We start from the raw sequence: 24,314 nt of genomic DNA, 5'->3' as shown, positions 1-24,314 counted from the left end.
GTAAAAAAGTCAAGGCCACTTTTTCAAAGTTGTTAAAAGATTATGGTACCACATTTTATGAGAATCTATCTTATAAAATACACCTGTCATCCTGAGCGCTAACGAAGGACCTTGTCAGCTCCCAGTAGAAACGTTGCTACAAAGAGCTGCCAAGTTGTTTCAGCGCTACGCGCGCAAGTTTCGCACTCCCTTGCTCACTTGTGTTCAAAATGACAAACAAAGCTTCCAGGCGAATTAAGTAAAAGGATATCCCAAAACGCTATGGTTTAGCACGAAAAAACTACTTAACGGTTGATTCCCATTTGAAAAGTTCAGGAGTAAAAGTGATCATCAGAAAAGCCCAATCCTGCCAGTTTCTATAGTTACCGGTTCTTTTAATGTATTGCATTGATTGCGTGGGCAACATATACGAATATCCTAAGTGTAATTCGGTAAACTTGTTGGCATTAAAAATAAACAGCAGGTCATTTTCAAAGCCGAGATATTTTGGGATCACCGTTTCTTCCCGAACAAAATCATTCTGCGAATAGAATAAATGGCTATCGGCCCGTAATGTAATTTTTTTACTCAGCTCATAGAATATAAACAGATAAGGGTTGATCAGGCCGGCATTGTTCAGGTCGCCTGGAAAACGGGTGAAATAATCCATAGAACCCATGAAACGATGATTTACGCCGTACAGAGGATCGAAAGAATGCGAAACGGAGCTGCTTTTTGTAGCATCGTCTCCACTCATAATTTCGGCTCCTAACTTAAAAGTAAAGTTGTGCGGGAATTGATATTTTACTTCCGGCTGCACATAATATGCCTTCACGGTTTGGCCCAAAGGTGTTTTCCCGTATTGGTAATAAGCTGCAACCGTCAGATAATGGTTTATGTCGGTATAGGTTACCCGGCCACCGCTGGTAAATCTGAAATGGTACTCGCGTTTTATAGAATCGTCCTGGAAGCCATCGGTAGCATTAATCGTAATGAGTGTAATTTTATCGGTTGCTTTCCATTTAATAAAACTGGCTGCCAACACTTTGTAATTTTTAAAATCAGGCGAATAATCCGTTTCGAAGTTCCGTTCGTTTGCTCCTTTTTCCTGATTGAATGCCCCGATCAGATCAGTTTCCAGTTTTTCACTTTTGTACATGAACCGCACCGCTTCGTGTGCCCTGCCGATTTGCCGCCAATTATTCTGAGCAAACAAACGCTCGTTATCGTAAATGATCTTTTGTCTGCCAATCCGTACCGAAATTTTATCTGACAAAGAAGACTCGGCGTACGTTTCGAAGATCTGGACGGAACCATTGGCAGTCTGCGGGTCCTGGTCGCCCCATACCCTGACATCCTGGAAAGATGTATGCAACAGAAAACGATGCGTGGTATAAGTAAGATAGATCCGGCTCCGGTGATCGGTAAAAAAGGCCGGCCTGGCGGTATCAGGTTTTAACTGCCGGTAACCGTTGCGGTATTCTGTTCTTGGCCGGAATTCGGCTTCAATTATAAATGCTCGCTTTTGAACAACGGTATCGGAAGGTTGTTGTGCGAAGATGTGATGAAAAGAAAATAGGAGCAATATAAAAGTGATTACGCTTACTTTTTCCATCACTTCAAAACCAGATTTAAACATGAACTCCTTTAACGCAGAAAAATAAACCGGGTATAAGGAATCAAGTCATACGCTAAATCTTCACGTAATTTGAAATGCAAAGAAATTGTTTCGGGCTATTATTGGTCGCAGTTAAGAGCAAAACTATTGTTACTTTTTCGACAATAATTGTGTTGGTTCTAAACATTTTAACGGGTAAAAGTTTAAGTGTAAGTTCTTTTATATCAATTACAACATGCTAGGTTTACTGATCCGGAATATTGAATCGTTGGTTAAGAACATTTCGTAGTATAATTGTTTTTAGAGTAGTACCTTAATCTTCTGAACAATCAAACAGATCGGTAAAAAATGGTGGCTGGCGCTGGAAATTTTGCTCTGGCTGAATGGGCTGATCCTGATATTGGTCCTGCTGATCGGTATTGGCTTTCAGATTCCGGCTGTGCAAACCTATGCGGCGCAAAAAGCTACCGTTTTCCTTTCTGCTAAGTTAAAAACTAAAGTAACCATCGGGCGTTTTAGCACCGATTGGCGCAACAGCATTGTACTGAAAGAAATTTACATCGAAGACCAGAAAAAAGACATGTTGTTGTACGCCGGGCGGCTTGGCCTTGACTTAAACATTCTGGGCACAACCAAAAACCGGCTGAAGATCAGGTCGCTGAAAATAGATAACGGTAATCTGAAGATTTATTCGAATGAAGCCGACAGCAGCTATAATTTTAGTTTTATTCTGAAAGCTTTTTCAGGTTCGGAGAAGGCAGATTCGACCACTAAGTTCAGTGTAAAGATCGGAAGTGTACAGTTACAAAATGTGCGTTTCCAAATAGAGGATCCGGTTCAGGGTAATTTTGGTACAGCCAATATCGGAAAATTTTCCGTTCACGCCGATGTTTTCGATACGAAAGTAAAATACTATGAATTAGGCACCATACAGCTTCAAGATAGTCGTTTTTTTTGGCGCAAAACCAAAGCTCCGGAAGAAACAAAGCAGGGGAGAGGCCCGGACTTTACGTTCAGAAAAATAAAACTCGAAAATCTGAAAATTGACCTTCGGGATGAAGCGGTGGCCCGCCGCCTGGTTATGAAACTGACAAATGCGGATCTGAAAGCTGATAAAATTGCCCTGGAAAATTCCCGCGCCGATCTGAGTAAATTTAATATTGAAAATGCCGATGTTGCCTATTATAAACTAAAATTGCCCGCCAACGATTCGTTGCAAACTGCTAAAAACGTACCAATAACCAACACAAAGCCGGTTCAGAAACAAAAGGAAGATTGGGCTATCTGGCTGCAGGAAACAAACTTGCAAAACATCAGTTTTAAGTACCACGATCTGAATGCGCCAGCCTTAAAAAAAGGGCTCGATTTCAACCACCTGGCTTTTAAAAATGTAGACCTGAAACTTTCGCATTTGTACTATAGCCAGGGGCGTATTTCCGGAATTCTGGATGCGTTGCAGTTGCAGGAAAAAAGTGGATTTCGGATTAAAAGTATGCAGGCAAAAGTAAAAGCCGGAGCAGAATTACTGGAGATGAATGAAGTGGTGCTTAGAACCAATAATTCGGTTTTACGGTCGAATGCTACGGTGAAATTTGCGCCATTAAGAAAGAAAACCCGCATAAAAACCACGTTTACTGCCGAACTTCGCAATGCTCGGTTTTCCCCGCAGGACCTATTGTTTTTAGCGCCCGACTTGGCAGAAAAACCGTTTTACCGGAAACTTGGAAAAAATTTGCTCCTGTTGAATGGCCGCGTTTCCGGACATGCCCGCGACCTGCAGTTTCAGAATTTTACCTTAAAAGGCTGGGCCGGCACGAACATGCTTTTTAGCGGACAGGTGAAAGATGTGCAACTCGAAAGCAGCCGGGTACTGAATTTACAGATCCGAAAATTTAACACCAACCGGAACGATCTGAACGTGATTCTATCCAATGGAAAAACGGCCCCCAAATTCCGGTTTCCGGAGCTACTTTCATTAACAGGCAATTTGCAAAGCCAGGCCAACAAACTCAGTTTCCAGAACCTGAAAATTTCGGGCTCTAACGGTTTGATTTTGCAGACCAATGGTAAAGTAACGGGCCCGGTTGGGAAAAAACAAGTTAATCTGGACGTAAAAAAACTGGCTGTAAGCCGGCAGGGATTATTGAATATGCTGCCGGCCGGAGCTGTAACGCCGGAAGTGCAACTGCCTGAAAATATTCAGTTTGTGGGTAAATATCAGGGCAGCTCCCTACAAAATTTTGCAACCAACGGCAATTTTACCACTTCCTTCGGAAATTTATATGCCAACGTGAAAATAGAACCGGTGCAGCGTTTTTCCGGACATATCAGCCTCGATAATTTTGACCTGGGCAAGTTATTAAAGCTGGAAAACATGCTGGGACCTGCCACCGGAAAAGCTGATTTTCAGGGCAAAGGGTTTAAAATAAAAACCATGGACCTGCATTATGATGCCAACGTAAAAAAGTTTGTGTACCGCAAAGATACCTACCGCAACATTCGGCTGGAAGGTAACCTGAACCAAAAAATCTATAAACTGAACGGCAACCTGGCGAATGCAGCATTGCAGGGGCTTGGCCACAAACTGAAGAAAATAAAACCCAAAAATCTCGATCTCAAAAAAGCCGATCCAACCCGTTTGATCCCTAAAAAAATTGAACCGAAAAAGATGGTCCCGAAGTTTTTGCGGAAGAAGAAAAAACCGGCAGAAGAAGAGCAAAAATAATTCTTGCCCGTCCGGGCACAGGGTTAACTGTAAGGTCGCGCATGAAGTAATCCAAAAAAACAATGCAATTCAGACGTAAAAACGGAAGGTTTTGTGCCTGAAAAGTATGAATAGGAGGGCTTTATGTTAAAAACAGCTTTACGTCACAGAAAAAACGGTAGGAAAAATAGCATAAAAACTATCTTATGTCAGGATTTTCCGTAGAAAGCTTGATTTAATTAAGTTGAACAAAAAGATCTGGCGTTATTACTACACCTCATAAAACTTCCCGGCGCATTTTACTGGTCCTGCTCTGGATCTTGGCAATTCCCGTTGCTTTGATCCTGGTGATAGTTATTGCTTTGCAAATTCCGGCGGTACAGCAGTTTACCGCGCAAAAAGCTACCAATTACCTGGCAGAAACTCTCAAAACGAAAGTCTCGATCGGTGGTTTTACCACTGACTGGCGTAACAGCATTGTGCTGAAAGAAATATATCTGGAAGATCAGCAACAGGATACCCTGGTTTATGCGGAACGCCTTGGACTGGACCTCAATATTTTCGGGTTGCTGAATGGAAAGATCGATCTGGGTTCTGCGCGCCTCGACAATGCTGTGCTGAACATCAGCTCCACCATGCCCGACAGCGTTTATAATTTCGATTTTATTCTGAAAGCTTTTGCCACCGATACCGCACTGGCACAACCCGCCGATACCGCTGCCGCTTTTACATATAACATTGGCGTGATAGAATTGAACAATGTGCGTTTTAACATGAACGATGCTGTGGGCGGCAACAATATTAAAGCCAAAGTAGGGTTGCTGCAGGTATCGATGGAAGAATTTGACCCGGAAAAAGCAATTTACAAACTGGGCAAAGGCCGGCTCGAAAATACTGCTGCCAATTACATTCAAACCAAAATTCCCGAAACTTCTTCCGATTCCATTACGCTGGATATCGGGTTCCAGAATTTGGCGCTAAAACAGGTGAAATTCAATTATGAAAACAAGCCGGCTGCGCAGCGCATTGTGCTGGATGTCGGAAATGCTGCCCTTGCTGCCGATAAGATCGATCTGAAAAATGCACGAATCGATCTGTCAGAATTCAATCTGCAAAACTCAGCCGTAGCTTATTTTCAGGATAAAGCCACGCCCGTAGATTCCTTAGCTGTAAACCCGGTAGAAACAGCTGCCAAGCTCGATAGTGCGGCTGAAAAACACCAGGGAAAACCGGTTAACTGGGTCGTTACGCTTGGCGACATGAACGTGCAGAACGTGAACTTCGATTTCGGGAATTTCAATACGCCGGAAACGAACAAAGGCATGGATTTCAACCACCTGAAATTTACCGGCATAAACGTAGAACTCGAGAAACTCTACTACAGCCAGAATAAAATTTCTGCCGATTTGCAGCAGTTGCAGTTGCAGGAAAAAAGCGGCTTTAAGATCATCAATTTCCAGGCCGATGTAAACGTGGAATCACAAAAAGCCTCGCTCCGGAATTTCGATCTGAAAACCGGTCATAGCCATTTGCGGCCTGAATTTACGTTGGGTTATCCGTCGCTGACTACCATTGCCGATAACGTAGATAAACTGACGATAAATGCCGACCTGGAAAATTCTACTATCGGCGCGCAGGATATTCTTTATTTCGCACCTTACCTGGCCGATAATCCGTCGTTCCGCAAAATCGCCGGCCGCAGCCTGACCATCGACGGGCGTTTGTACGGCAAAGTAAATGACCTGAACGCGGAAAACCTGCGGGTGAAAGGTTTGGCCGGCACGAGCATAAACGTGAGCGGCAACATCAAGGAAATGACCAACATCGAGAAGGGCACTTTGAACCTGCAGGTAAACGAATTCACGACCACGCGTACCGATCTTTTAGCTTTATTGCCGCCTAATACCATTCCGAAAGACATTACGCTGCCGCAACGCATGACCATTTCCGGAAAGATCCGCGGGAATATGGAAAACCTGAACCTGCAGAATTTTAAAGCTGCTGCTTCCGGAGGCACTTTTTTAGCCGTAAGCGGTACCGTTCAGAACGCTTCCGACCCGAATAAAATGCGCCTGAACCTGGACGTGAATAACTTTACTTCCACCCGAACTGCTTTGCAGGAAATACTGCCGAAAGGTACCATTCCGCCCGATATTCAGTTGCCGGAAAAAATGCATCTGAGCGGGAAATTCAACGGAACGCTGCAGAACTTTACCACAAATGCCAACATTAAAACTTCTTTTGGAAATGCCGTTGCCAACGTAAGCATGCAGCCGGGTGAGCAGTTTTCGGGCACGGCCAACCTGGCGGAAATGGACTTAGGAAAACTGCTGAAGCAGGAACAAACGCTAGGGAAAACGACCGGAAAAGTCACGTTCTCAGGCACCGGTTTAACGCCGGAAACCATGCGTGCCACCTTCGATGCGGATATTCAGAAATTTGAGTACAACAAGTATGCTTACAACAACATTAACCTGAAAGGAAATATTGACCGGCAGAATTACACTGTTAGCGGCAATATGAAAGACGGAAACCTGGCCTTTAACCTCGACGGGAATTTCAATATGGCCGACACGCCGCCAACCTACAAAGCCACTTTAAACCTGGACGGCGCCAATTTAAAAGCCCTGAATCTGTATTCCGAAGACATTAAAGTTTCCGGCTTGGTAGTGGCCGATCTTAATGGCGCTTCGCCGGATGAAATGAAAGGGACCGTGAATATCAGCAATTTACTTTTGCAGAAAGCCAAACGGAATTACCGCGCCGACACTGTAGCCATTCAGCTGAACAACAGTGTAGGTAAAACCGATATTGCCATTCAGTCGGATATAGTCACGGGTTTTTTCCGCGGAAACAATAGCGTTTCGGATCTTGCCATTGCCCTGCCGAAACACATTGATGCGTACTTCAATATTCAGGATGCGCCTTATCCGGCCAACGTAACGTTGCAGAATTTTGAATTCAATTTCGATCTGAAACGGCCGCGTATTTTTACGGCTTTTGTACCGGGCTTAAAAAGAGTTCGTCCGGGAAAAGTAAGCGGCTCTTATAATACTGCCGGTATGGATCTGAAAATGGATGCCAATCTGCCGCGCATTGTTTACATGGATTACACCATCGACAGCACCAAACTACAGGTTCGCGGGGATGCGGAAAAGATCGGTTATAACGTCGCTTTCGAAGAACTGATAGATTCTACGTTACAAATAAAGAACGTATCGCTGGCCGGTGATATCAAAAATAATACGCTGGGCACCAACCTGAAAATAGCAGAAGATAACGGCAACACGCGCTTCGGTTTAGGCGGGGTGATGAACGTAATTCCGAATGGCTATCGTTTTAGTTTTACGCCTGGAGAAGTGGTGCTGAACAGAGAACCATGGGATGTTTCCGGCGACAATTATATTCAGTACCAGAACGGAAATATCTATGCCAGCAATGTACGCCTCGATAAAAATGGCAGCGCTTTAACGCTTAACAGCGTCGGTACAAATACTGCAAATGCACCGCTGGAGATCCGGTTTACCAACTTCGATCTGGCCAATGTTTCGAGTGTAATTGAACGCAACGACAGCTTAATTGCCGGTAACGTGAACGGAACGCTGGTGCTCCGCGACATCATGAATACCATGGGCATCAGCGCAAACGCCACTATTTCCAACCTGGCTTATACCGGCATACCGATCGGCGATCTGGCTTTGCAGGCCGATAATACCTCAGGTAATCGCTACAACATTCTGGCAACCTTAACCGGCAACGGAAATAATACGAGTTTAAGCGGTTATTATGTAGCGCAGGGAACTTCCAACGCGCTGAATTTAACGGCCAATATTCAATCGTTGAATCTGGCCATTGCACAAGGTTTATCACAGGGGCAACTGAAAAATACCAGCGGCAAATTAAACGGAAATTTCAGCATAACGGGAACGGTGCAGCAACCAAACATTCGGGGCACCGCCAATTTCGATAATGCTACATTTGCCATTGCCATGTACGATGCCACGTACCGTTTACAGAATCAGCAGATTGTTTTCGATGAACGGGGCATGAATTTCAGCAACTTTACTTTGCTCGATTCTATGAACCATAAAGCGGTGGTGAATGGCGCTATTTTAACGCAAAACTATACCGATTTCCGCTTCAACCTCGATGCCGTTACCGACGATTTTCTGCTCCTGAATTCAACCGCCGCCGATTATAAACTCTATTATGGCCGCATGGTAGTAGACAGCAATATTAAAGTGCGCGGCAATTTAAATTTACCGGTAATAACCGGCGATATAACGGTGGTACATGGATCGGCTTTAACCATTGTGGTTCCGGCGGAAGCAGTTTCGAAGCAGGAGCAGGAAGGCATTGTGCAATTTGTGAATATGCACCGCCGCCGCCGGCCCGATGCTATTTTAAATCTGGAACGCCAGGATTCTACCCAGGAAATGGCCATAACTGGAATAGATGCAAGAGCAAATGTGGAAATTACTGATAAAAGCAAGTTCACGGTAATTATAGATGAAACCACCGGCGATAAACTGGAGGTAACCGGTAACGGAACGCTTAACGCCGGCATGGACCCTGCGGGAAATATTACCCTTACCGGTCGTTACGATGTGAAAGAAGGATTGTATAAACTTTATTTCTACGATATTGCCAGCCGAGAATTGCGCATCGATCCAGGCAGTAGCATTATCTGGTACGGCGATCCGTTGGATGCGAACGTAGATGTCCGGGCTATTTACGATGTGAAAGCGCCGGTGCGTGAACTCGTTGCGGAACAAATTGCCGGCGAAACGGGCTCCGAACAAAACAAATACCGCCAGCAATTGCCTTTCCTGGTTTACGTGAACCTGAACGGCAACATGCTGAAACCTGACATAACCTTCGATATTAAATTACCGGAAGAAGAGCGGGGAGCTTTTGCCGGGCAAATAGATCAGCGGTTGCAAATGCTGCGTTCCGAGCCTTCGGAAATGAACAAGCAGGTTTTCTCGCTTATTGTGTTGGGCCGGTTCATGGCGCCTGATCCATTACAATCTTCCGGAGGTGGTCTGCAGGAAACCGCCCGCGCCAGTATAAGCGCCGCATTGGGAGAACAACTAAACCAACTCACGAACAAATATGCGGGTGGTTTAGGGCTTGAATTAGGTTTAAATGCCTACCAGGATTACTCTACCGGCGATGCCCGGAACCGCACCGACCTGAACGTTGCCGTACGTCAGCAATTACTCAATGATCGCCTCATTTTCAGGGTTGGAACCGATATTGGTTTGGAAGGGGAAAGTCCGGCGAACCGGCCTCAAAACAATAGTGGATTTGCGGGCGATTTTTCGGTGGAATACCTGATACTGCCGGATGGTCGCTTGCGTGTGCGGGGCTTTCAGCATCCGGCCTACGAAATACTTACTGAAACGCAATTGCAGGAAACCGGCATGGCATTGGTTTACCAGCGCGACTTCAATGACTTTGTAGATCTGTTCAGGAAAATTTCCAAAGCCCAGGAAAAAGCCCGGCAACAACAGAATTAAAAACGCTATGCTTTCAGGTCTGAAAAGTCTGAAATAAAACAAACAAATAAAGCTGCATAAATCACTTATGGATTTTAAATATCCTGCATACTTTTTCCTCCGAAAACCCTACCGTTTTCCGGCGTTTCTGCTGCAACTGGTAGCGGTTTTTGGTTGCGTTTTTTTACTGAACAGCTGCACCGGAACCGGAAAATTACCTGCCGGGAAAAAATTATACACCGGAGCTACCGTAAAGCTAAAATCTGAAAACCCAGTTCCGCGGCGCGCGGAAAAAAGATTGTTGCCGCAACTCGAAGCCGTAATTTCACCACAACCCAACATGTCTTTTTTAGGCATCCGGCCGAAACTGGCTTTTCACAATCTGGTTGGTGAACCGAAACGCAAAAAAGGTTTTTCAAATTTCCTGGCTCACAGCATTGGCGAACACCCGATCTATTACGATTCGGTAAATAACCGCAAAGTAACCGACCTGATGGTGAACCGGATGAACAACAACGGTTTCTTCAATTCGCGGATAGAGGTGAAGGAAACCAAAAGGAAGAAATCGGTGAGTGTAGTTTATACCGCCGTGCTTTCCAAACCGTATCGCATTTCAGAAGTCATTTTCCCGACCGGCGATTCTTCTCAAACCCAGATCCATAAAGATATTGCTGCAACTGCTCCCGGCACACGCTTAAAACCCGGCCAGATCTATAATCTGAACCGACTGATAGAAGAAAGGCAGCGCATCGATTCAGTGCTTAAAAACAGCGGCTATTATTATTTTGGTCCCGATTTTCTGCTTTTTAAAGCCGATAGTTCTTATAAAGATCACACTGTTAAATTATACGTGCAGCTGAAACCCGGCACTCCTGAAAAAGCCCGCCGCCCGTACACCGTTAAGAGCGTTATTATTTACAGCGATTATACCATCGGTTACGATACCATTCCCATGAAACCGCCGGTGGTCATTCGCGGGTACCGGTATTATCCGGATGAAAATTCTTTGCGAGCGCGCCATTTACTGCCTTCTGTTTTTATTGAACCCGGAAAATTATACGCTCGCCAAGATCATGCTTTAACACTTAGCCGGATCATGGGGCTGGGGCTTTTCAAGTTTGTAGATGTGAATTTTACGGAAGGCGATTCTACGAAAGGAGAGTTGAATGCGGCTTTGCGGCTGGTGCCCATGCTGAACCAATCTTTTCGGGTAGAACTGGAAACCACGGCTAAAACCAACGGCTTTGCCGGACCCGGCATTAATTTCAGTTACCGACACCGGAATTTAATGAAAGGCGCCGAAGCGTTTGTGTTAACGTTGCACGCCGGGCAGGAAAGCCAGATCTCAAAACGCAACACTTCCGGTTCCGATTCGGGGCTGAACCAAGCGCTCAATTCCATAGAACTAGGCTTAACGGCTGACTTGTTCGTGCCGCGTTTCATTACCCCTTTCAAAATTCAGAATTTAAGATCTGAATTTGTGCCCAAAACCCGTTTCCGGCTGGGTTACGATTACCAGAACCGCACCAATTATTACAAGCTGAATGGTTACCTGGCAAGCTACAGCTACATCTGGAAACCACGAAAAACAGTAACGCACGAAGTAACGCCTATAAACCTGCAGCTTACCAAGTTAATGAACCAGTCGCCGGAGTTTGAGGCTTTGCTGGCGCGTAACCGTTACCTGGCGCAGAGTTTTCAGGAACAATTTATAATCGGGTCTCTTTATTCTTACACCTACAACACGCAGCTTATACCGGGCCGGAACGATAATTATTATTTCAACGGAATTATTGAAGGTTCCGGAAATATGATCGGGTTGCTTACAGGCGGTTTCGGGAAATCTGATGGCGAACCGATCGAGTTGATGGGGCAGCCTTATTCGCAATACACCAAACTCGATCTCGATTTCCGCTACTACCACACGTTTGCTTCCAAATCTACGCTGGCTACGCGCGTAATTACCGGGCTCGGTTTGCCTTACGGAAATTCGAATACGCTGCCTTACATCAAGCAGTATTTTATTGGCGGAACCAACAGTATCCGGGCTTTCCGGGCGCGTTCGGTAGGGCCGGGCGTTTTCCGCGATACCACCAACACGGGCTTTTTCGACCAAAGCGGCGACATTAAGTTTGAAGCCAACGTTGAATATCGTTTTAAATTAATTGCGCCGTACCTGGAAGGTGCTTTGTTCGTAGATGCCGGAAATATCTGGCTCTCTTCGGCTACGCCGGAAAAACCGGGGGCAGAATTCCACTTTAATAATTTCTTCAACCAGCTGGCAATCGGAACAGGTTTTGGGTTCAGGATCAATGCGCAGGTGGTAGTTTTCCGGTTCGATTTTGGTATTCCGGTGCGGGCACCTTACGAGAAACTTGGCGACCAGACCGTGCTGAAAATTCCGCCGCCAACCAAAGATATGGTGATCAATATTGCCATCGGTTATCCGTTTTAGATTGCTGTTTGTTAATGAAACAGGAACGAAAATCATTTAGCAGAAAAAAACGGTAGGGTTTAAAAGCAAAAAAGTGCCAGGCTTCCGCTAGGCACTTTTTGCTTTTAGATCGATTCTATTTTCTGAAAACTTTGAATGGTATTTATAAATAACTACCAAACAGTTCCATTTATTTTTGCAGCAAAGCCAGCTTCTGACGCATTTCCTCCTTGCTGTTCATTTCGGTTTGTAGTTCACGTTTTATTTTTAATTCACGATCGCGGGCCGCTTTTTTAAACTCGCTGAATTCATGATCTATTTCCTTAAAAGCCTGAATTTTTTCGTCGGTAACTCTTTTGCTTTTCTTATAAAGCGACATGATCACGGCCGAAAGAATTACCAGCCCTGCAATTAAGGCAAAGGAAAAAATGAGGAAGAATTGCTTGTTTATGCCAAGGCCCAGCACAAAAATATTCTCTACTTCATAAGCATTTTGCTGCACGGCGGCATCTTTTTGCGCATTGTCTTTTTTCAGCGCCGCGATCTGGCTGTTTTGAGTAGCAATGGTAGCCTGCGCTTTCTGTAACTCTTCAACCGTATTTTTCCCGTCTTTCAGCAGATCGCGTTCATGTTTTTTAACAGTTCCCAATACACCGTTCCAGAAAGCATTCAGCTGGTTTACTTCTATTACTTTAAACGCCCGTTTCCCTTCGCGGTAATTATTAGATTTACTATTCAGGTTCGAAAACTGCTCTTGTAACGTAGTAGTAACCGGCTGGCCAGTAGTTGAATTTTGTGCCTGGGTTACTGTAAGGAATGATAAAATTAAGCCCAGCGATAATATTGTTTTCTTCATAGGGAAAATGAATTAAAATTGTGCGCCTGATGCTCCTGCAGGTTATGCGGTTCTTTAAAGATAAAAATTTCTTTCTGAACATCAAATGTTTAAGGAGCAAAATCAAACATGCCGATAAAACTACGCAGTTCTGCAATTATTATTCCAATCTCCGAAAAAGAATACAATCCATTAAAAATATACAAGTATTCGTGCTTAAAATACCGTAGCAAAAGTTGCATTTTTAATGATGTCTCAACCCGGAAACATCTGATTTGGCTGCGCACTTCACCGAAATTTTCTTCCGGAAATTTAAAACTGTAACTTTAACCATGCCATACAAATTATCCGAACGCGCTTTAGATGTCTATTTAAAACGCTATGCCGAAAGCCATCAAAACCCGCAAAATATTTTCATTCACTGGATTTGCGTGCCTTTAATTGCTTTCAGTTTACTGGGGCTGGTCTGGGCTATTCCCATGCCGCATTTCGACTTTCTGGGTAAAATGAACGGCTATATAAACCTGGCCACTTTTCTCATACTTTTTGCTACCGTTTATTACCTGCGTTTATCTTTACGCATTGGTCTGGCCATGATCTTAGCCATCTGGGTCTTTTCGGCGGGCATTATTTCTCTGGAACGCATGGCGCGGCTGCACGGCTGGCCGGAAATGTGGCAGGTTTGCCTGATTATTTTTGTGCTTGCCTGGGCGGGTCAATTCTTCGGGCATAAAATTGAAGGTAAAAAACCTTCTTTTCTGGAAGATCTGCGGTTTTTGCTCATCGGTCCGGCCTGGTTATGGGCGAAAGTTTTTAAGAAGCTCGGCTGGCGGTATTGATTACGGGAACAGGTAAAAAATAATTCGCAATTTTTGGATGATAATTTAAGAAAATCAAGGGAAGCTCCGGCCTCCCTTTTTTCTTTAATACCGGTTTTCAATCTGATCAAATTACTTCGTTTTCAGCAATAAAAAACGCTATGCTTTTAGCCTGAAAAAGTCTGAATCTGTTTATTAAAACGGGTAATTATTCTTTAGCCTGAGGTTTCAGTTTTCCCATCCAGCGGAGCGAAGGTTTATCGGGACGTTGCTGAAAAATGACGCATAAGTATTCGTATAAATCCGGATGTTTGTCCTGGAATTTTTCCGGGTTATCGAAAAAATATTCGCTCACAACCGCCAGAAATTCCGCATTGTTTGTCAGGCCGTACGGGTTAATATCCGATTTTCGGTTTTTTATTTTCCGCACTTCTTCCTGAATTACTTTCAGCCAGGGCAGCGTGTAGGCATTATTCAGAAATATCTCGGGTAAACCATCTATCGCGCCATCGGCCATATCCAACAGATGCACAAATTCATGAATGCCCACGTTATGCGGATTTTTGCCCTGAAATCCGTTTACGAGGTCAGTTTTGGAGAGTAAAAGCGTACCGTTCATAAAGCCGTTTCCCACCATGCCGGCAATGATCTGGTTTTCCCGGTCGGCAGCTTCATCGGTCTGAAAATTACGGTCGAAGGAATTCGGGTAGATCAGTACCTGCTTCAGGTTCGGATATTCAAAAAGCGGGAACGCAAACGTTGGAATAATGGCGCTTGCTGCCACCAGTAATTTCAGGTTATCGTCTATTTCGGTACTAACGCCTTCTATTTTTTTCTCGGCCAGAAAAAATTGTACCCGCTTATTAAAAACACTTTTATCGGCATCCGATAGGTTATTATAAAACAGCGAATTCTCTTCCAGAAATGTTTGCCAGGAAGCCGGTAAAGGGTTTTTTAAAGCGTTCAGCCGTTTGTAATTATTGCGGGTATAATGCCGGTGAAAAATAAAAATGAGCAAAAAGCAAATACCACCCAGCACTACAGCCGCTACCGGTTTTCCATAAAAAACCAACATACCAGCCAGCCCCAGCGCGCCAACTGCCAGGATGCCGGCAGTTTTCAGGCTGCTATTTATAGCGTTTTGATAATGCGTTTTAAATTCAGTTGAAGGTGATTTTCCGGCCATTTGGTTTTAATTGGAACAATGGAATTAATGAGTTTACGAACTGCAGGAAAGCATGGAGCAACCGGCTTTCTGGCTGGCCCAATCAGGCCGTTTTACAAAGAACTCATCGAATTTACCGGAATAAGGTTCTTTCAAAGCAGCCTGCAGTTTTACAAATAGAGTATCATCTCCGCGTTCCAGTCCTTCAATAGCCTGGTGCAACAAATAATTACGGAGAACAAACCGCGGATTAGCCTGCTGCATTTTCTGAGTTTTTTCGGCCTGAGAGATACCGTTTTTCTCTAGCCTAAGCTGATAATTCTGAATCAAGGTAAACAGCTTTTTCATTTCGGTCTGGTTCAGTTCGTCGTATAAACTTTCCTTGAAATAGTTGGAGGCAGCTTGTTCGGTTTCCAGATCTGAAGGAAGGTTTATGAGCAATTGGTAGAAGATCGTCATATCCGGTTTCAGTTCCGCGAGCGTTTCTTCAAATTGCGCGACCAGGTTGGTATCTTCCGGTTTTACTTCATCCAGACCAAGTTTATTTCCCATCATGGTGTAATATTTTTCCAGGAAAATTTCGCCGTAGTTTTCCAGCGCTTTAACCAGTTCTTCGGTATCGGTAAATAATGGCGCAATGGCGCTGGCCAGGCAACCTAAATTCCAGTAAGCAATTGCACCCTGCTGGCCAAAAGCATAACGCCGGCCGGGCAGATCGGTGGTATTTGGCGTAAAATGCGGGTCGTAATCGTCGAGAAAGGAGAAAGGGCCATAATCTATGGTTAAACCTAAAACCGACATATTATCGGTATTCATTACGCCGTGCACAAAACCAACGCGCAACCATTCGGCCATTAAAAAAGCGGTACGTTCTACTACTTCCTGAAACCACTGCAGCAATTTGTTTTCGCCTTCAATATGCGGGTAAAATTTTTCGATGGTCCAGTTTACGAGGTTTTGCAGGTTTTCTTGTTCTTTCCGCGCCGCCAGCATTTCAAAATTCCCGAACCGCAAAAAACTTGGTGCAACCCGCATCACGATGGCGCCCGGTTCTTCCTGCGGGTTGCCGTTGTAAAACATGTCGCGCCAAACGCCTTCGCCGGTAGAAACCAGGCTTAACGCCCGCGTGGTAGGAATACCCAGGTAATGCATGGCTTCACTCATCAAATATTCCCGTACCGAAGAACGTAAAACCGCCCGGCCATCGGCGCGTCTGGAATAGGGGGTAGGACCGCCACCTTTCAGTTGCAATTCGTAAGTTTTATGGTTTGGCGCTTGCCATTCGCCCAAGGTAATCGCACGGCCATCTCCTAACTGCCCCGCCCAATTCCCAAACTGATGACCGGCATAGCAGGCCGCATACGGTTGCATAGTTTCGGCTACAAAATTTCCGCCCAACACATCAATTTCCTGCTGCGTTTCTGGTTTCTGAATCCCCAGTTTTTTTGCCAACTCTTCTGACCAGGCAAGCAGCGAAACCTTGTTTACCGGAGTAGGATTTACCAGGCTGTAAAGTACGCCCGGCGTTTGCCGCGGCTGGTTATTGCGGGTAGCATCGCCGGGGAAATTCGTTACAAATTCGGATTTATAATTAGGTGTGGTTATGGGTTGCATGTTTTTGGTTTACGGACCGTGAGTTTTTACTTAAAAAAGCATACGGTTTTGGAGCCGATAAGTGCGTTTTCAGGAAGAAAGGGATACCGTTTTTTAAGTTGCGAGCAGCGAATCTACCAATTCCTGTTGATTTTCTTCCCAGATCAATTCCCCTTTTTGCAGGAAACAATTGGTATCTAAAAGCACTTCGTAAATGGGCGTGTGAATGTGTTTCGGAATTTTGAAAAGGCGCGGATCGTTTTTATCGAAAGGTGTTTTTATATCTGAATTGTAAAAATAGGGCATCAGGATCTTCGGTAAACTAATTGCTACGCGGTCTATTTTATATTCCGAAAAATAGGTTTGCAGGCGTTCGTTAATATGGTCGAAAAACTCTTCCGTTTCGGCTAAACGCACTCGGGAACCAGCTCTGGATTTGCCTTTGGTTTTGAGGTGTTTGATCTGACTTACGCCGCGTTTCTTGCGCACCATATACGCCCGGAAAACCTTATGATCCAGATTTTTGCCGTTCTCGAAATAGCCAATGGCGCAGCTTCCTGATTGTACGAGTAAGATCACATAATGCACCGGTTTTTCCTGCGTGTTTAACGCTTTATCTGGTGCCGGAATGGAAATGGGTAAACGAAAAACCAGTCTCTCATTTTGTGCTTCATCCAGCAAGATCAGGCGATGTTTTTCCGGATCGTATTCGTATAGGAAATTTTCTTTTTGGATACGGGCAAGAACTTGTAAAGAGGTTTCCCTGGAAAGAAAGCGGTTCATGAATCTGGATTGGGAGAGCACAAGCTAATTAAAAAGCCGGAAAAATAAAAAATTACTGCCAGCTCCCGATCATGCGCTGCATGCTCCCGGTATTTTCCGGAGTTTTGGCAACAGGAAACTGTAGTTCAATATTCTTCCATATATTATTTTCCAGCTTGCGATAAGTGCTGGTTGTAAGGCCATTAGCCTGGTAAATAATAATAAAGCTGTTTTCCTGCATTTCAGCTTTTTCAATAACGGGAAGTTGGGTAGAATTTGCCACTGAACTATCGTTGGTCAAAGCGGCTAATTCGCGGTCGATGCGTTGTTTCAGGTTTTCGTTACTGGTATTGTAGCTTCCGTAAATGGTAAGCAAGCTGCCATCCTTACTTTTAAAATACTGACCGGAACCAATTTTGCTTTCACCTTTCCGAACGAAATTTCCAGGCACATCTACGCAAAACGGAATAACCGAATTGCAATATTTATTGTAATGCTGCGCCTTTACACTGAAACCAAAACCCAAAAGGAAGGCAATAAACAGGAAATTTTTCATAGCTATTCGGAAGTTGCTGAACGGATTTATGCAATAATTTTTTTCTAAACGTAGGAATAGTGTTCCGGTTTTTAAGCTTTAGAGACTTAATACTGCTTTTTCTGATATCTATTTTCTCTTGAACAAAAATTAATTTTAAGAAATGCTAAAAATGAATGTCCTGACTTTTTTACCCGAAAACCTTACCGTTTTTGCATTAAAAAAGCCGTTCCTAATATTCAGGAACGGCTTTTTGCTTATGGTTGCAGAGCGTTACCAGATACGGATCCGGTCTTCCGGTTTTTTGTAAAGTTTATCGCCTGGCTGTACGTTGAAAGCTTCGTACCAGGCATCCATGTTCACTGGCGTACCGATGGTGCGGTACTGGCCCGGCGAGTGGTTATCGGTAATGATCAGCTGTGCGGCAGTTTCAGGGAGAATAGTCGTGCGCCAAACTTGTGCCCATGAAAGGAAGAAACGCTGATCTGGAGTAAAACCATCGATCATCTCTTTGCTCTGGCCTTGTTTAGTCATTTTAAAGGCTTCGTAAGCAGCGTTCAAACCACCGAGGTCACCAATGTTTTCGCCTAAGGTTAGTTTACCGTTTACGCTGATGGTATCCAACACCTTGTAATGGTTGAACTGCTTTACCAATGCTTCAGACTTTTGTTTGAAACGGGTAAGGTCTTCGGTAGTCCACCAGTTGCGCAGCGTACCGTCTTTGTCATACTGCGAGCCGCTGTCGTCGAAACCATGGGAAATCTCATGGCCGATCACCGCACCAATACCGCCGTAATTTACCGCATCATCCGCATTCGGGTCGAAGAACGGGAATTGCAGAATACCGGCCGGGAAAACGATCTCGTTCATAACCGGGCTGTAGTAAGCATTTACGGTAGCTGGTGTCATTCCCCAACGGGTGCGGTCTACTGGTTTACCCAACTGACTCACCATATCGTTGTAACCCCAAATGCTGGCGTTGCGCAGGTTTTCGAAGAAGGTTTCGCGTTTAATTTCCAGGCCTTCGTAGTTTTTCCATTTGCTTGGGTAAGCTACTTTTGGCGTGAAAGCGTGTAATTTGGCAAGCGCTTTTTCTTTGGTTTCCGGGCTCATCCAATCCAGGTTTTTGATCCGGATCTCATATGCCTTTATCAGATTGGCAATCATTTCATCCATACGGGCTTTGGCGGCCGGCTGGAAATGTTTTTTCACGTAAAGCTGCCCCAGCAGATCGCCAATCGTACCATCAGTCATCTGCGACATGCGCTGCCAGCGCGGCGTTTGCACTTTCTGGCCGCTCAATACCTGTGAGAAAGCAAATTGTGCATCAGTAAACGGTTTGCTCAGGTCAGAGGCTGAAGATTTCAGGATATTCCACTGCAGATACGTTTGCCAGGTAGAAACCGGCGTGCTGGTTAGCAGGTTGTTTACTTCAACAAAGAATTTAGGATTATTTACCAGAATGGTATCCTGGCCGGTAACTTTCATTTTAGCCATCAGCGCTTTCCAGTCCATGTTCGGCGTGGTTTTGCTCAGCTCGGAAACGGCAAATTTGTTGTAGGTTTTGTGCGGATCGCGCATTTCCACGCGGCTCATTTGCGCAGCGGCCAGTTTCTTCTCCAGGTTGAAAATGGTTTCAGCATTTTTCTTGGCCTGCGCCTCTTTTTCGCCTACTAAAGTAAAGAGTTTCGCCACGTAAGTTTTATAAGCTTCCTGGATTTTCAGGCTGCGGGCATCGTCTTTCAGGTAAAAATCGCGGTCGGGCAGGGAAGTACCGGCCTGGCTCAGCTGAGGGATCATCACGTTCGGATTTTTACGATCCTGTGCTACGTAAAATGCAAATAACGGCGAAGCAATGCCGGTCGTGCGCATTTCAGCAACCTGATCGAGTACCTGCTGGTGCGTTTTTACCTTTTTAGCTTTTTTCAGATCGGCTTTTATCGGTTTGTAACCCAGTTTGTCGATGCGGGCGCTATCCATCGCGGCAGCGTAAAAATCGCCTACGCGTTTTTCAATAGAACCGGGAGCAGCAGTCGTGTTTTTCGCGCTCTCGTTCAGAATATTTTTAACGGCCTGAATGTTGAACTCGCGTAAAACATTGAAGCTTCCCCAACGGGTTTCTTTAGCCGGAACCGGATTGTTTTTGATCCAGTTGCCGCTGGCGTACGTGTAAAAGTCATCGCCGGGCTTAACGCTCAGGTCCATGTTGGTGCGGTCGATGAAGGCTTTTTTCGAAGCCGGCGCTTCTGTAGCCATAGAAGCCGTGTTTTGCTGCGCATAAGCGGCCGGACCGGAAATGGAAACCAGCCCTAAAAGCATCAAAGCCAATGGTTTTGGAGAAAAACCACCTTTAGTAAATTTATTTGACATATAAGTAATTTGTGAATTTCGGGTTTGTCGGAATCGCGGATTAAACGGATTTTAAGATTTCGCTGATTCTATATCTATTGCCCGAATTTAAGGATTTTATGGGGTAAAATAAAATCTCCCGGAATCAACTAATGACTTTTTAGACGCAAAAGCATAGCGTTTTGAAGAAAATCTGTAAAATCCCAAGATCAGAAAGATTAGAAGTTCAGGCTATAACAGTTTCAGGGCCGCTTCTTTATCTTTAGCCAGTTGTTCCTTTAATGCATCGAGGCCTGAGAATTTTTGTTCGTCGCGCAGGCGCGCTACCAGTTCCAGTTGCAGTTCCTGGTGGTAAATATCTTTATCAAAATGGAAGAAGTGCGTTTCGATGGTTTGTTTTAAGCCGCCAACCGTAGGGCGCATGCCAATGTTGAGCATGCCTTTCAGTCGTTGGCCGTTCAAAGTGCCGTAAACAGCATAAACGCCGCGCGCCGGTATTAATTTATGCGCTTCTGAAATTGCTAAGTTTGCCGTTGGAAAACCGATGGTGCGGCCCAGTTTATCGCCTTCGGTAACGGTGCCGGTTAAGTGGTAAAAATAGCCGAGGTATTTGTTGGCCGTTTCAATGTCGCCGGCTTCCAGCGCTTTTCTGATTTTGGTAGAACTTACGCCTACATGGTCTACATCTTCGCGCGGAATTTCCTCCACTTCAAAACCCAAAGTAGCCGCATTTTCTTTCAGGTATTCAAAGCCGCCTTCGCGGTTTTTTCCGAAACGGTGGTCGTAACCGATCACAAGTTTTCTGGTTCCGATCGTATCGATCAGGATCTTCTGAATGAATTCACTGGAACTCAGATTGGCAAATTCCGGGGTGAAAGGAATAATGAGCAGGTAATCTACTTTAAATTCCCGGAGAAGTTCGATGCGTTCTTCAATGCTGGTGAGCAGGTAAACCGGTTTTTCCTGGGCCTGGGAAAGTACGTGGCGCGGATGCGGCCAGAACGTGATCACCACACTTTTGCCACCCAAAAGCATAGCGTTTTCGTGCAACCTTTTCAGGATCTGCTGGTGCCCCACGTGCACGCCATCGAAGGTGCCGCTGGTTACTACCGCGTTCGCAATTTTTGGAAAATGCTCGAGCTCCCGGATTACTTCCATGTTGTTTTAAGCCTGATCCGGAGTTTCTTTCTCTTTTTGGAAACCGGCAATGCGTTCGTCGCGGATGCGCATAATATCTTCCACCGAAAGGGCGTCTTCGAGTTTATATTCACCAATGCGCGTACGGACGAGTTTGGTGAGATGCGCACCACAGCCGAGTTCTTTACCAAAATCGCGGGCTAAACTTCTGATGTACGTACCTTTGGTGCAAACCACTTTAAAATCAATTTCGGGTAAAGCCACGCGGGTAAGTTCGAAGCTTTTGATCTCGATGTTCTTGCTTTTAATTTCCGCTTCTTCGCCGCGGCGGGCCAGTTTATAAGCGCGTTCGCCGTTCACTTTTACCGCCGAATAAAGAGGAGGCGTTTGAGCAATAACGCCTACAAATTTCTGCCGGGCGTTTTCCAGATCGGCTTCCGTAATATGGGCAATATCGCAGGTAGAATCTACTTCGGTTTCCAAGTCGAAGGATGGGGTGGTGGCGCCGATGGTAATGGTGCCGGTATATTCTTTTTCCTGCGCCTGAATTTCTTCGATCTTCTTGGTGAATTTTCCGGTACACATGATCAGTAAACCGGAAGCCAGGGGATCTAAGGTGCCGGCATGGCCGATCTTTTTAATGCGGAGGCTGTTGCGTACTTTTTTAACCAGATCGAAGGAAGACCAGGTAAGCGGTTTGTCGAGCAGGAGAATTTCCCCGGTTTCGAAATCGAATTGCATATTAAACCAGGTTTATTTCAAAGCCCATGGCCATTAAAGCCAGAATAATTACGCCCACAATAATGCGGTAAATACCAAAAACCCGGAAACCGTATTTGGTAAGGAAACCCACGAAGAATTTAATGGCCGCAATAGCAACCACAAACGCTACCGCATTCCCGATCAGTAGCATGTCTATGTCTTCGGAACGGATGGTCTTATAGCTTTTCAGCATCTGGTAAGCCGTGATCACGAACATGGTTGGCACGGCTAACAGGAACGAAAATTCCGCCGCCGATTTCCGGTTAAAGCCTTGCGTTAAAGCACCTACCATAGTAGCCGCCGAACGGGAAATTCCCGGAAGCAACGCAAAGCACTGGAACATACCAATTAAAAAAGCCTGCTTAAACGTTGGGGTAGAATCAGATTCTGGTTTGTCGTTGAAAAACTTATCGATGAAAAGTAAAACAATACCCCCCAGGATCAGCATTACGGCTACTACCGTTACGCTTTTCAGCAATTCTTCCACAATATCTTTCAGCAGGAAGCCGGCAATACCAAACGGCAGGAAACCTACAAAAAGCTTCAGGTAAAAATCGAAAGACTGCAGGAAACGGCGCCAGTAAAGGAACACTACCGAAAGAATAGCGCCGAACTGAATACTGGTGATAAAGGTGCCGGTAAATTCGAACTGGCTGATGCCCATTAAGCTGGACACGATGATCATGTGGCCGGTAGAAGAAATGGGTAAAAATTCGGTAAGGCCTTCTACAATGGCCAGAATAATGGTTTGCCAGAGCGTCATTTATACGTTGGTTTTGTCTTTATAAAAGATGGCCATAAATTCAATGGCAAACCCGATCAGCACTACAATTGGCCCCAAGGTAATACCCATAAAACCAAGGCCGTATTGTTCTTTATCCAGCGTCATAATAATAAAGCCGAGGGCCAGCACAATAATACCCGCAAACATGATGAGGTAATTCTTTTTACCGAATGCGAAACGATTTCTGTTTTCCATTTTTTATCTCGTGTGTTCGATTTTTCGATATTCGATTGTTCGATTTATGTTTTAGTTTTTTTTAAGAGTCCGATACCGTTTTTAGCGAATTTCCAGATTAAATATTTTTAGTTTTTCAAGGCAAAACCTTACCGTTTTTTGTCGACCGATCGAATATCGAAAATTCGAACAATCGAACTTAATAAAGTTCATCGAGAGAAGCCCGCATGTATTTTTTTACGGCCCGGTACGAACTTAAAAACCCGATGATCGTGCCCAGGATGATCAAAAAGCCCATTAATAAGGCCAGTTGTTTTTCATCGCGCAGCAAAAGCAAGTCCGGGAATTCGTAATAAGCGTATTGCAGCAGCACGTAAAGCGAAATTGAAGCCAGTATGCCGCTGATAACGCCCTGCATGGTTGCCCGGTTTAAAAAAGGCCGCTGAATGAAATAAGCCGTAGCGCCTACCAATTGCATGCTCCGGATCAGGAAACGCTGCGAATATAAAGCCAGTTTAATGGTATTGTTGATCAGAACCACAACCACAACGGTTAAAATTGCCGCAAACGAAAGCAGGATCAGGCTGATCTTCCGCAGGTTCTGGTTTATGGAATTGAACAGGTTTTCTACGTACTGCACTTCAAAAACCCCGTCTATATTTTCCAGATCGGATTTAATTTTTTTCAGGTTCGTGGCATCCGCGAATTCCGGGTTTATGCGCAGAATGTACGCGTCCCGTAAAGGGTTTTCGCCTAAAAATTGCTGAAAATCTTCGCCGGTACCTTTTATGAACTCTTTAGCGCCTTCGTCTTTGGAATAAAAACGGACCTGTGGTTCTGTGCCTTTATAAGCAATATATTCTTTTAAGGCGAAGGTTTTTTGCAGGCGAACGAGTTGCATTTCGGTCAGATCGCGGTCCAGGTAAACCTGCATTTCCAGGTTTTCCTTCACTTTATCAGAAAGTTTAGCCGCGTGCAGCAAAAGCATTCCGAAAAGCCCGATCACGAATAATGCCAGCGTAATACTGAAAATGACCATCAGCTGCGGGTAGCGGCCAAGTTTTTTCTTGCGGGTATGCTTCTTCAAAGGCTTTGTCATAGGTATGCGAACCGCAAATTTAAGAATTATTTTAAAAGTAGCGCGTTGCCTGCAGTTTTAAGCCG

Annotated in this window: 16 protein-coding genes; 4 read left to right on the top strand and 12 right to left on the bottom strand. The window is 44.8% G+C overall.

What is annotated here, in order from left to right:
• Positions 1-280: 280 nt before the first annotated feature.
• Complete coding sequence (locus ACFPIB_RS17110) at positions 281-1,594, bottom strand: alginate export family protein (protein ID WP_378018693.1); 1,314 nt, start codon at positions 1,592-1,594, stop codon at positions 281-283.
• Between the two features lie 373 nt (positions 1,595-1,967).
• Here ACFPIB_RS17110 and ACFPIB_RS17105 point away from each other — a divergent pair, with 373 nt between their 5' ends.
• From ACFPIB_RS17105 to tamL, 3 genes are all read left to right on the top strand, one after another.
• Positions 1,968-4,322 carry an AsmA family protein gene (locus ACFPIB_RS17105; protein WP_378018692.1) on the top strand — a complete coding sequence of 785 codons (2,355 nt, stop codon included), beginning with the start codon at positions 1,968-1,970 and terminating at the stop codon, positions 4,320-4,322.
• A 326-nt stretch (positions 4,323-4,648) separates the two neighbouring features.
• Positions 4,649-9,823: a translocation/assembly module TamB domain-containing protein gene (locus tag ACFPIB_RS17100; RefSeq protein ID WP_378018708.1), complete on the top strand. Its 5,175-nt coding sequence runs from the start codon at positions 4,649-4,651 to the stop codon at positions 9,821-9,823.
• A 67-nt stretch (positions 9,824-9,890) separates the two neighbouring features.
• Positions 9,891-12,257, top strand: a complete 2,367-nt coding sequence (gene tamL, locus ACFPIB_RS17095) for a translocation and assembly module lipoprotein TamL (RefSeq protein ID WP_378018691.1) — start codon at positions 9,891-9,893, stop codon at positions 12,255-12,257.
• 169 nt (positions 12,258-12,426) lie between these two features.
• On the opposite strand, the gene ACFPIB_RS17090 is transcribed toward tamL, so the two are convergent.
• On the bottom strand, positions 12,427-13,092 hold the full coding sequence (locus ACFPIB_RS17090) for a hypothetical protein (RefSeq protein WP_378018690.1): 666 nt from the start codon (positions 13,090-13,092) through the stop codon (positions 12,427-12,429).
• A 311-nt stretch (positions 13,093-13,403) separates the two neighbouring features.
• On the opposite strand from ACFPIB_RS17090, the gene ACFPIB_RS17085 reads away from it, so the two are divergent.
• A complete protein-coding gene (locus tag ACFPIB_RS17085) occupies positions 13,404-13,910 on the top strand; it encodes an Mpo1 family 2-hydroxy fatty acid dioxygenase (RefSeq protein WP_378018689.1) in 507 nt (168 codons plus the stop codon).
• Between the two features lie 187 nt (positions 13,911-14,097).
• Here the strand turns inward: ACFPIB_RS17085 and ACFPIB_RS17080 are convergent, their stop codons facing one another.
• From ACFPIB_RS17080 to ACFPIB_RS17035, 10 genes are all read right to left on the bottom strand, one after another.
• Positions 14,098-15,075, bottom strand: coding sequence for a M90 family metallopeptidase (locus tag ACFPIB_RS17080; RefSeq protein ID WP_378018688.1), 978 nt, complete (start codon positions 15,073-15,075; stop codon positions 14,098-14,100).
• A gap of 33 nt (positions 15,076-15,108) precedes the next feature.
• The gene (locus ACFPIB_RS17075; RefSeq protein ID WP_378018687.1) at positions 15,109-16,668 is read right to left on the bottom strand and encodes a protein adenylyltransferase SelO; all 1,560 of its coding nucleotides are present in this window, start codon (positions 16,666-16,668) and stop codon (positions 15,109-15,111) included.
• Positions 16,669-16,761: 93 nt separating this feature from the next.
• Positions 16,762-17,430: a hypothetical protein gene (locus tag ACFPIB_RS17070; protein ID WP_378018686.1), complete on the bottom strand. Its 669-nt coding sequence runs from the start codon at positions 17,428-17,430 to the stop codon at positions 16,762-16,764.
• A gap of 52 nt (positions 17,431-17,482) precedes the next feature.
• Entirely contained in the window at positions 17,483-17,965 is a 483-nt protein-coding gene (locus ACFPIB_RS17065; RefSeq protein ID WP_378018685.1) for a hypothetical protein, read from the bottom strand.
• Positions 17,966-18,217: 252 nt separating this feature from the next.
• Positions 18,218-20,149: a M13 family metallopeptidase gene (locus tag ACFPIB_RS17060; RefSeq protein ID WP_378018707.1), complete on the bottom strand. Its 1,932-nt coding sequence runs from the start codon at positions 20,147-20,149 to the stop codon at positions 18,218-18,220.
• 375 nt (positions 20,150-20,524) lie between these two features.
• Positions 20,525-21,451 (bottom strand): bifunctional riboflavin kinase/FAD synthetase, encoded by a 927-nt coding sequence (locus tag ACFPIB_RS17055; RefSeq protein WP_378018684.1) that lies wholly within the window; start codon positions 21,449-21,451, stop codon positions 20,525-20,527.
• A 6-nt stretch (positions 21,452-21,457) separates the two neighbouring features.
• Positions 21,458-22,171, bottom strand: a complete 714-nt coding sequence (gene truB, locus ACFPIB_RS17050; RefSeq protein ID WP_378018683.1) for a tRNA pseudouridine(55) synthase TruB — start codon at positions 22,169-22,171, stop codon at positions 21,458-21,460.
• 1 nt (position 22,172) lies between these two features.
• The gene (locus ACFPIB_RS17045; RefSeq protein ID WP_378018682.1) at positions 22,173-22,955 is read right to left on the bottom strand and encodes an undecaprenyl-diphosphate phosphatase; all 783 of its coding nucleotides are present in this window, start codon (positions 22,953-22,955) and stop codon (positions 22,173-22,175) included.
• A complete protein-coding gene (locus tag ACFPIB_RS17040) occupies positions 22,956-23,171 on the bottom strand; it encodes a DUF3098 domain-containing protein (protein WP_378018681.1) in 216 nt (71 codons plus the stop codon). It abuts the gene before it with no gap.
• Between the two features lie 178 nt (positions 23,172-23,349).
• Complete coding sequence (locus tag ACFPIB_RS17035; protein ID WP_378018680.1) at positions 23,350-24,249, bottom strand: cell division protein FtsX; 900 nt, start codon at positions 24,247-24,249, stop codon at positions 23,350-23,352.
• Between the last annotated feature and the right edge of the window lie 65 nt (positions 24,250-24,314).

Source organism: Adhaeribacter terreus (assembly GCF_042657365.1).
Taxonomy (GTDB): Bacteria; Bacteroidota; Bacteroidia; order Cytophagales; family Hymenobacteraceae; genus Adhaeribacter_A; species Adhaeribacter_A terreus.
This window is presented reverse-complemented; position numbering and strand designations above follow the sequence as displayed.